Genomic DNA, 9,404 nt, shown 5'->3' on the forward strand with positions numbered 1-9,404 from the left:
GGCCCGCCAGCAGACATTACTGATTCTCGACAACTTAGAAACTTTCGACGATCGTCCCCAAATTCTCTCTTTCCTCGACGAACTGCCTCCCACGGTTAAAGTTATCGTCACGAGTCGATCGCAAACTCTCCTCGATGTTTCGATCCGTTTGGGCCCCCTACCCCAAGCCGAGGCGTTGGCTCTGATTCGCGATCGCGCCATCCAAAAAGACCTCCAGCTCGACGATGCCCAGTACCAAACCCTTTACCAACAAACTTGCGGCATCCCGGCCGCCGCGATTTACGCCGTCGGACAACTGGCTTTGGGTCATGCATTTGCGACGGTGATGGATCGTCTCACCGATCCTGAAGACGAAGTGGCTCGATATTGCTTGGAGAGCCTCATTAAAGCGATCCGAGGAAAACCCGCCCACAAATTGCTGCTGGCTCTAGCGCTGTTTCCTCACGATGTCGAGAAAAGCACTATTGCTCGGATTACCAACTTCAAACCTGACGGCACGATCGTCGATGCGGGGTTCGCGCGGTTGGGGCAACTATCGGCGATCGAATGCAACGATCGTCGATACTATCTGCTGCCGCTGACGAGAGAGTATGCCCTCGCCGAACTCAAAGATACGCCCAAGTTCGAGCGAGATGCCAGGGAATGTTGGGTGCGGTGGTGCCTGGAATTCGTTCGGCAGCACGGGGCGAAAGACCCCAAAGAGTGGTTGCCCTACCGGGCGCTGGAAGCGGAATGGCAGAACTTGATGGCTGTTATTGAATGGTGTATCGAGAAAGAGCGATACGAAGACTTTCGAGAAATATGGCGATATCTCAAGGGATATACCCAATTTGCCGGATATTGGTCCGGTCGCCTGCGCTGGATGGATTGGCTCTACAAACAGGCTAAGCGGCGCAAAGACTGGGATACAATGGCTGCTGCCCTGTTCGATCGAGGTCGTACCCTGACCTTTTTCGATCGACCCGAAGAGCATCAGGATGCCGTCAAGTTATTCGAGCGAGCGTGGAAGCTCTACGAAATACACAATATTTCCGGTCAGATCGATATTGCCCTGGATATGGCATCCTTACAAATCGATCGCCACAATTTCGATCGGGCGCGGGTGTGGCTCGATCGCGTTCGAGAGCAACTGGTGCGAGCCTCTTTGAAAGTCACCCAACGCCGACGCTTTCAGGCGAATCTGTTGTACTATCAAGGCCAACTCTGTTTCGAGATGGGAGAATACGAGAACGCCAAGCGTTTTTACGAAAAAACGATCGAATACGCTCGCATGATGGGTTGGAAGCGAGCGATCGTCTACAGCAAGCTGTGGCTGGCTGATGTAGCGATCGCTCAAGATGAATTCGAGCGGGCCGAAGCGTTCTTAAACCAAGGTTTGCCCGCAGTGGAAGAATATCAAGACAAACGCTGTCTGGCGTTTTGCCAGCGTTCTTTTGCCCTCCTCTACAACAAACGAGGTCGCGAGAGTCAGTGCCAAACCTGGGCAAACCAGGCCGTCGAAGCGTTCGGCCGCCTCGGGATGATCCCCGAGAAACGGGAAATGGAGAACCTACTCGGTCAAAGTGCCTGAAGTCAATTCCCGCATTTCCCATCCAATCCGAAAATTCAGGTTTAAATTAGGCAAACTGCCCCCATAGTGCCTGAAATGGATCGAGACTTAGGGGAATACTCGGACGATGTTGTTCGGAACCGCTAAATAACTTACAAGCACTCACTTGAGACCACCGCATTTGCGAAATCGGTATTTCAAAGTGTTGCTCGAAAAGTTTTCGGGTTTGCTCGAAGCTCGAATAGAGCTGCTGGCGATCGACCTCACTGCGGGTTCCCATGTAGGGAAAATGGTGCAAGAAGCGACCGAATAACATTTGCGTATCCTCGGCGTATTTTGATGTATCCAAAATGTGACAGTGCCAAACCCGATCGATTTCCGGGGTGGGTATGAGGGTGCTGTTGGGATACAAAAACACCAACAGCAAGAATCGCATATACTGCACCAGAGCCATTGTCGCCTCCGCTTGAGTCCACCCCGGACCGTCTTCGGGGCTCATCAGTTTGTAGGCGATCGGACCCAAGTCCAGGGATGCTAACTTGCCCACGAAGGCTAACGCGTCTGCCTCCAGAGAGTTCGATGGGTTAGAGTTTGGGCTTTGGAAATGTTGAAAATTCATGTGTGTATCACCTAATGCGATTGTGACTCGATCTCTCGACCGGAAGTCGGTTGTTGCGAGCCATGAGTCTCTTACCCGCAAAACGTCGCTTGTCGAACCGGCGATCGGTTGGTGCGATTTGGCAATCTGAGGATGCGATCGCTTTCCTTATCGCCGGACCGGTGGACGCTTGTGTGCGGGATACGATTTATGACATTCTCAATTGTGAAACTTCATGCTGATGCGATCGCTCCCATTTTGAATCGTCATCTCTTACCCCTAGGGAACGATAGTCAGCCAACCCGATTGCTCGATGCTTTTTTGTCCTCCCACAACTCGCGCGCTGCACGGACGCGAGTTTGCTATCCAATTGCGAACCACTAAGCCCAAACTCTAATGAGGGTAAAGGCATCTTGCAATCGAGTTCTGTTCATGAAAGTATTCATTTGAATACTAAACTCATCCCTACAGCAATATACACGAGCATTGCGGTATTCTCCGGATTGAAATTTTGAATATTCCGGAATATTCAGTGCCAGATCCGTAAGTTAAATGAAGAGGACAAATATTCGTCTTCGGCTGAATCGATACTCGTTGACTGACACCCGAAGATCCAGAACGGGGAACGGCTGACGGCGACTCAAATCCGGTTGAATCGTCAGACTGTCGGGGGAGTCGGGAGAGTAAAGATAGACGCTCCCAAAACTAGAGTGTGGAGAACGATCTGGATTGGAGATGACGATTATCAGAAGAGAAACAGGCACATCGTCATCATTCGAGTTCTCCTTCAAAATGGTACTTTAGGGAGATTGTTTTATTCTCAAGCTCCAAGTGCAAACCATCGATCGGGTTATTCTTTTGTTCTATTGAATTTCTCGATCTCCCCAATTTAAATCACATTTAAGACTTAGAGGCTAAATGCTTGTCTCAATCGCATGTAGATTCTCTCATTGTTTAATACCTCGTTCGTTTTTGCTATAAATAGATGACTCAAATTCAGATATAGCAAGCCTTATTCCATCGTCAATCGAATAGATTCCATGGATGGGTCTTTTCATTTGAGCGATCGGACTAGAGTACGACTCTGGGGGCTTAGACAGAGAGTTTGCGGACGGTCTAGGGGGTCTAAACAAATTGGAGACGGTAAAGGGTTGAGCTATTATGCCCAGCGAAAGAGGGTTTTTTAACCTGACGGCGCGCGCTCGAAGAAAACACGAAGGGAGCGCGTCTCGAGTGACATGATAACTCGAACCAACCGATATGCAGTCGGTTTCGATGTCGCGGCGTACATCTGACAAACACCAGTAGCGCCGCGAAAAGGTTTACCTAGATGCTCCATAACGATCGCTCTCGAACCCTTCCAAGAGACTCAAGTGTATGGATAAAATCGAATTTGCGATCGCCTTCGATCGCTTGCAACGCTCCCCCAAACGCCAACAAGTTTTGTTCAAACTCCTTCATGGAGAAACCGATGCCGCAATCGCCGAGTCTTTGAAGATCGAAGCGGGAACGGTACGCAAACAAATTTCAGCGATCTGTCAAACCTTCGGATTGAGTGCAGCCAAAGGCAGACGACGCTCGAAACGCAGTGACTTAATTGCATTGTTTGCCCGGTATCGACCCGAACTGCTAGGCAAACCCATCGACACGCAGCGGCAAGGGAGTTTAGCCTCTCGGCGCTACGTGACCAGACCGCCCATCGAAGCTCAGTGCCATCAAGCCATCTGCGAACCCCAGGCATTTTTGCGCATTCGAGGCCCGAGTCAAATCGGTAAGACTTGGCTGCTCGGTCGCATTCTCGATGGCGCGGCAAAGCAAGGTTACCACACTGTGCGTCTCAACCTGTTGCTTGCCGATCGCGAGATTTTCGTCAATCTCGATCGGTTCTTGCGTTGGTTTTGTGCCAGCATTGGCAAATTGCTCCTGGGAAACCATCAAGTCGAGGAGTATTGGGATCGGTGTTTGGGGAGCAATGCAAGCTGCACGGCTTATTTTGAAGAATACCTGCTTGCCAACATCGACGTACCGCTAGTGCTGGGTTTAGATAACGTCGAGCGTCTATTTGCCTATCCCGAGATCGCCTCCGACTTTTTGAATTTATTACAGGCGTGGCACGAGGAAAACCAACGGAGCGATCGCCCAGCTCGGTTGCGTTTAGTTGTCTCCCACAGCTATGAATTCTATCCCCTCTTCTCCCCCACCTTGTCTTTCGATTTCGACATCGGCACGCCCGTCGATTTGCCCGAATTCGATCTTCAACAGGTATGGGAGTTGGTGCGACGCAATGGATTCGATTGGCAACGATCGCAAATCGAACAACTCATGGCAACCCTTGGCGGTCATCCGGGATTGCTGCAACTGGCACTATCCAACCTGACGGCTTCGCCCCATCTCGAACTCGATCGACTTTTGCAAACAGCCGCAGGTGAAGGAGGATTATTTGGGAACTATCTGTGTAAATATTGGCTGAGCCTTCAGGAGTATCCCGAACTCGCTCGAGGAATGGACGTTGTTGCCAACACCTCCAAACCCGTACAACTTCCCCTCGATATCGCCCGTCAGTTAGTTCGCATGGGATTAGTCCGTTGGCAGGGGAATGCGGTGGAACCTTGCTGCGAACTCTATCGCCAATACTTCCGCGATCGATTGTAATCGATCTCCTTCATCCCAGACTTGCTTGAAACAAGCCAGAGGAGTAAGTTTTTAGGTGAATATTTTGATTCTTATCCCCCAACAGGCTAGCGTGTCTAAAATCTCTCATCCCTTTTTTCTCAGATGTTTGTTACCGCTTCTGAGTGCATCTCTACTGAGTTCGTGTCCCCAAAACAACCCGATTTCTGGCACCTCGCCGGATGTCCTCAAGCTGCTGTACTGGCAAGCCCCAACAATTCTCAATCCCCACCTATCTACGGGGTTTAAAGATTCCGAAGCGAGCCGCATCACCCTCGAACCCCTTGCAAGCTACAACAGTGAAGGTGAGTTGATACCGTTTCTGGCGGCTGAAATCCCGACGTTGGAAAACGGCGGACTGAGTGATGATGGGTTTTCCGTAATTTGGAAACTCAAACCTGGTATCAAATGGTCTGACGGTAAACCCTTTACCGCCGAAGATGTGGTGTTTACCTACGAATTCATCTCCAATCCCGAGGTGGCATCGACCAATGCGGGACTTTACGAGTTCATCGACCGGGTGGAAGCTATTGACGATCTGACAGTCGAAGTAATTTTTAGAGATGTCACCCCCGCTTGGTCCCTACCCTTTGTCGGTTCTGAGGGGTTGATTTTGCCCAAGCATTTGTTTGAAGACTATAGCGGGGCGAACTCGCGGGAAGCCCCAGCGAATTTGATGGCGGTGGGAACGGGGCCGTACCGGGTGGTGGAGTTCAAACCGGGGGATATCGTGATTTACGAACCCAATCCTTTTTACCGGGATGTCGAAACGCTGGGTTTCTCGACGATCGAACTCAAAGGGGGTGGCGATGCTACATCCGCTGCCCGCGCGGTTTTGCAAACGGGAGAGGTGGATTATGCCGATAACCTTCAGGTAGAACCGAGGGTTCTCGAAGAACTCGAAGCGGGGGGGAAAGGAATCGTCTTAGCCAATTTCGGACCTCTATCAGAGCGCATCATCATCAATCAGACCGATCCAAATGAAGCGACTGAGGAGGGCGATCGATCGAGTGTGGAGTTTCCCCACCCGTTTTTAACCGATCTTCAGGTTCGGGAAGCATTAGACTTGGCGATCGATCGCGATACGATCGCCACCCAATTGTATGGAACGATGGGAAAGCCCGTCGCCAACTTTTTACTGTTGCCCCAACCTTACAATTCTGCCAATACAACTTACGAGTTTAATTTAGAAAAAGCGGCCGTTTTGTTAGATGAAGCAGGCTGGGTAGATACAAACGATAACGGTATTCGCGATCGAGATGGGGTGGAAATGAAAATCGTTTTTCAAACGTCCGTCAATCCTACCCGGCAAAAAACCCAAGAAATTATCAAGCAATCTCTGACTCAGTTAGGAATCGATGTGGAACTCAAAAGCATCGATCCGAGCATTTTGTTTTCGGGGGAACCCGGTAATACAGATACCGTTGCTCGTTTCTATGCCGACTTGCAAATGTTTACAACGGGAAATGCCAGTCTTCACCCGGAAACGTATATGAAAACCTATACCTGTGACGAGCGATCGACCCGTGAAAATAACTGGTCGGGGCAAAATTTTGCCCGCTACTGCAATTTTGAATACGATTTACTTTGGGATGCTGCCACGCGAGAACTCGATCCCGATTTACGCCAGCAATTATTCATTCAAATGAATGATTTGTTGATTGACGATGTGGCGGTAATTCCACTAGTTCATCGTGCAGATTCCATCGGGTTAAGCCATCAATTGATCGGCATCGATCTAACACCTTGGGATCGCAATACTTGGAATATTTCCGAATGGAAAAAAATTGGTGGGTCGAGCGGTGAGGATCGATAATATGAAGGTTAAATACTGATGATTCGCTGTAATATCAAATCCAGTTGAATCATCATTCAGGTTGAGGCGTAGAGGACGCTGGGGAAGCTCAAGATAGTGGAGAATCTGGAGGAGTAAAGAACAGAAAATGAAGAAGAGATTAAGGGATCGCGAATAAGTTATATCAAGTTCGGATGATTCGTTACAATTGAGCGAGATCGTCTGAAAGCTTCTCTGGTTCGCTCCTCCTACCTCCCCTTCACGAAGAATTATAAATGTTTAACCGAACTTGATATTAGCCACCCAGCCGATGCGATTTCTTCGAGTCAATTCGAACTATTATCCATCAACTCGAATTTTTTCTCGTTTTTTCCTCTGCTGGCAAGGAATTGGTAAAGAAACGGTAAAAGTCGTTTTTCCAGGAATGCTATCAAATTCAATTTTTCCTTGGTGGCGATCGAGAATTTTGCGAACAATATCGAGTCCCAAACCACTTCCTTCTCCGGGAGGTTGGGTCGTAAAAAAAGGGTCAAATATTTTGGGTTGAATCTCAATAGGAATCCCTCGACCGCTATCTATAATCTGAATTTGAATGCTCTTATTTTGACGAGCCACATTCATAACAAGAGTTCCTCGGTTATCCATGGCTTGTAAGGCATTGTGAACTAAATTCATCCAAATTTGATTAATTTCATCGGGATAACCTAAGATGAGAGGAATATGCGATTCGTAGTTCCGAATCACTTCAATACCGTTCTGTAGTTTATTTTGATAAAGATTAAGAACGGTATCGATGCCATCGGTAATGCGAACTTTTATCTTGTTACCGCTTGTCTCGTAACGAGCATAGCTTTTGAGTGCAAAAACAACTTTCGCGGCACGATCGGTTGCATTAATAATTGTACTCGTACTTTTTTGTAATCCAGCTATTTGATAAGCCGTATTCAAAATATCTTCGCGATCGGTCGCTTGAATTAAAGGTAAAAAATCACGAAACCGGTCTTCTTCGTAAATTCCTAAGTCTACCAGAATGTCGGCAATAGTTTCTGCACTTTTTAGATCGTGTTCTCGCATTTTTCGAGCGAGAGCGCGTTTTAATTTTCGTCTTTCTCGACTGGATAAGTTTTCACCTTTCGTACTGGAATATTGAAGTAATTGTAAAAATAGGGGTTGATACTTGACTGAAAGTTTCGTAAAAAAAATTGGCAGATTTTCTAGATTTTTATTCAAAAAAATATTAATATTATCTACAGAAGCACGAATCGCACCTAATGGCGTATTCACTTCATGGGCGACTCCAGAAATCAGTTGCCCGAGAGCTGCCATTTTTTCAGATTGAATCAGCTCGTCTTGAGTTTCTTGGAGGCTATCGAGGGTATTTTGCAGTTCTCGGGTGCGATCGGCAACCTTACTTTCTAAGGTATGTGAGTATTCCTCTAACTGCTGGTTTGCATCTGCCAGTTGCGCGTTGCTTTTTTCTAGCTGCTGGTTGGTATGCGCTAGCTTTTCATTCGTTTTTGCGAGTTGCTGGTTTGCCTGTTTGAGTTGCCATCGACCGTGATAGTTTGCCGTCAAAATTGCGGAGGCGCTCAAGGCCAGTAGGGGCGAAAAAACTGGAATCATCCAACCCACGAGAAAAGCCAGATAGCTACCGGTTCCCAGAACGCTTCCAGAAACGAGAATCATGAGGATGGTGCCTGATAGGTAGGGATTGCGCAAGCGCATTTGCAGCAAGCGCCAACTGCCTGCCGCACCGACGAACGACCAAGCTCCAATCCAAAACCAATTGACCGTTTTTCCAAAAACTTTCAGCATGGGACGACCGTCAAGGGCCGCACTCAAAAGCTGGCTGGTTAAATTGGCATGAATGACGACACCCGGAACCGGCTCGGGGGTCAGCAAGGTTTCATTATATGGCGTGAGGAAAATGTCCTTGAGGCTGTCGGCCGTTGCACCGACAAAGATGATGCGATCGCGCATTAAATCTGACGGAATGCGGTTTTCGAGCACATCGGTCATAGAAATGGTATCGAAGCGATCGATCCCGCCGCGAAAATTCAATAAAACCTGATATCCGCCTTTCTTCCTGCCGACGTAGCCTCCTTCATTCCCCTGTAATTGCGCGAGTGCCAGTTTCCCCACCTGATATTCGTTGGGGCGAGAATTTTTGAACTCGAGTTCCTCCGCTGCCAGATAAATCCACGCCAGCTTTGCACCGAGTCCCTCTCGCGGTTGACCGTCTTCGCCATCAAGCCACACCAATCCCCGGCGCACCTTACCATCAGCATCTTGGAGGAGGTCAGACGCACCAACCTGTCCCAACTGGGCCAATTTTGGGGGAGGCGGGACGGTTTCTCCACTGGCTTTTTCAATGCCAATCAGGGTGGGTGTGGACTCGAAGAGCTTAATTAACTCCTCGTGACCCGGTTCGACGGGTAAATCTCGGTAAATATCGACACCGATCGCGACGGGTTGCTGCGCTTTAATATTACTGAGTAACTGGGTCATCACCCGATCGCTCATGGGCCATTGTCCGAGATTGGCAATATCTGCCTCGCTAATGGTGACAATTGCGATTCGAGAGTCGGTCGGTTCGGCCGGGCGTAGTTGAAAAAAGCGATCGAGAGTCGCCCACTCAAGTAAGGCAAATGTCCCGGTCTGCGCGCCGAGAACCACTAATCCCGCTACCGTTGGCGCGATCGTTAAAACCCCACGCCACTGACCGATTCGTTTTTTGAGGGTGTTCCAGATCTGGTGGGTCATGGATATCGTATCGTTTGGGATGTCGGATG

General features: G+C 48.8%; 7 protein-coding genes. 4 read left to right on the forward strand and 3 right to left on the reverse strand.

Annotation, left to right across the window (positions count from 1 at the left end; genetic code table 11):
- Positions 1-1,570: helix-turn-helix transcriptional regulator (locus tag IQ235_RS10640; protein ID WP_502652846.1), on the forward strand; the 1,570-nt coding region annotated here is incomplete at its 5' end.
- A 46-nt stretch (positions 1,571-1,616) separates the two neighbouring features.
- Here IQ235_RS10640 and IQ235_RS10645 read toward each other — a convergent pair.
- Positions 1,617-2,168 carry a glycine-rich domain-containing protein gene (locus tag IQ235_RS10645; protein WP_264321446.1) on the reverse strand — a complete coding sequence of 184 codons (552 nt, stop codon included), beginning with the start codon at positions 2,166-2,168 and terminating at the stop codon, positions 1,617-1,619.
- A gap of 62 nt (positions 2,169-2,230) precedes the next feature.
- On the opposite strand from IQ235_RS10645, the gene IQ235_RS10650 reads away from it, so the two are divergent.
- Complete coding sequence (locus IQ235_RS10650; protein ID WP_264321447.1) at positions 2,231-2,389, forward strand: hypothetical protein; 159 nt, start codon at positions 2,231-2,233, stop codon at positions 2,387-2,389.
- A gap of 306 nt (positions 2,390-2,695) precedes the next feature.
- On the opposite strand, the gene IQ235_RS10655 is transcribed toward IQ235_RS10650, so the two are convergent.
- Positions 2,696-2,911, reverse strand: a complete 216-nt coding sequence (locus tag IQ235_RS10655) for a hypothetical protein (protein ID WP_264321448.1) — start codon at positions 2,909-2,911, stop codon at positions 2,696-2,698.
- Positions 2,912-3,524: 613 nt separating this feature from the next.
- Between IQ235_RS10655 and IQ235_RS10660 the strand changes: the two genes are divergently transcribed.
- Together IQ235_RS10660 and IQ235_RS10665 are read left to right on the forward strand one after the other, a co-directional pair.
- Positions 3,525-4,799, forward strand: coding sequence for an AAA-like domain-containing protein (locus tag IQ235_RS10660; RefSeq protein ID WP_264321449.1), 1,275 nt, complete (start codon positions 3,525-3,527; stop codon positions 4,797-4,799).
- Positions 4,800-4,860: 61 nt separating this feature from the next.
- Complete coding sequence (locus tag IQ235_RS10665; protein WP_441373259.1) at positions 4,861-6,633, forward strand: peptide ABC transporter substrate-binding protein; 1,773 nt, start codon at positions 4,861-4,863, stop codon at positions 6,631-6,633.
- 318 nt (positions 6,634-6,951) lie between these two features.
- Here the strand turns inward: IQ235_RS10665 and IQ235_RS10670 are convergent.
- A partial coding sequence (locus IQ235_RS10670; RefSeq protein WP_264321450.1) for a CHASE2 domain-containing protein occupies positions 6,952-9,404 on the reverse strand: 2,453 nt, incomplete at its 5' end.

It is taken from the genome of Zarconia navalis LEGE 11467 (assembly GCF_015207075.1).
In the GTDB taxonomy this organism is placed as follows: Bacteria; Cyanobacteriota; Cyanobacteriia; order Cyanobacteriales; family Geitlerinemataceae; genus Zarconia; species Zarconia navalis.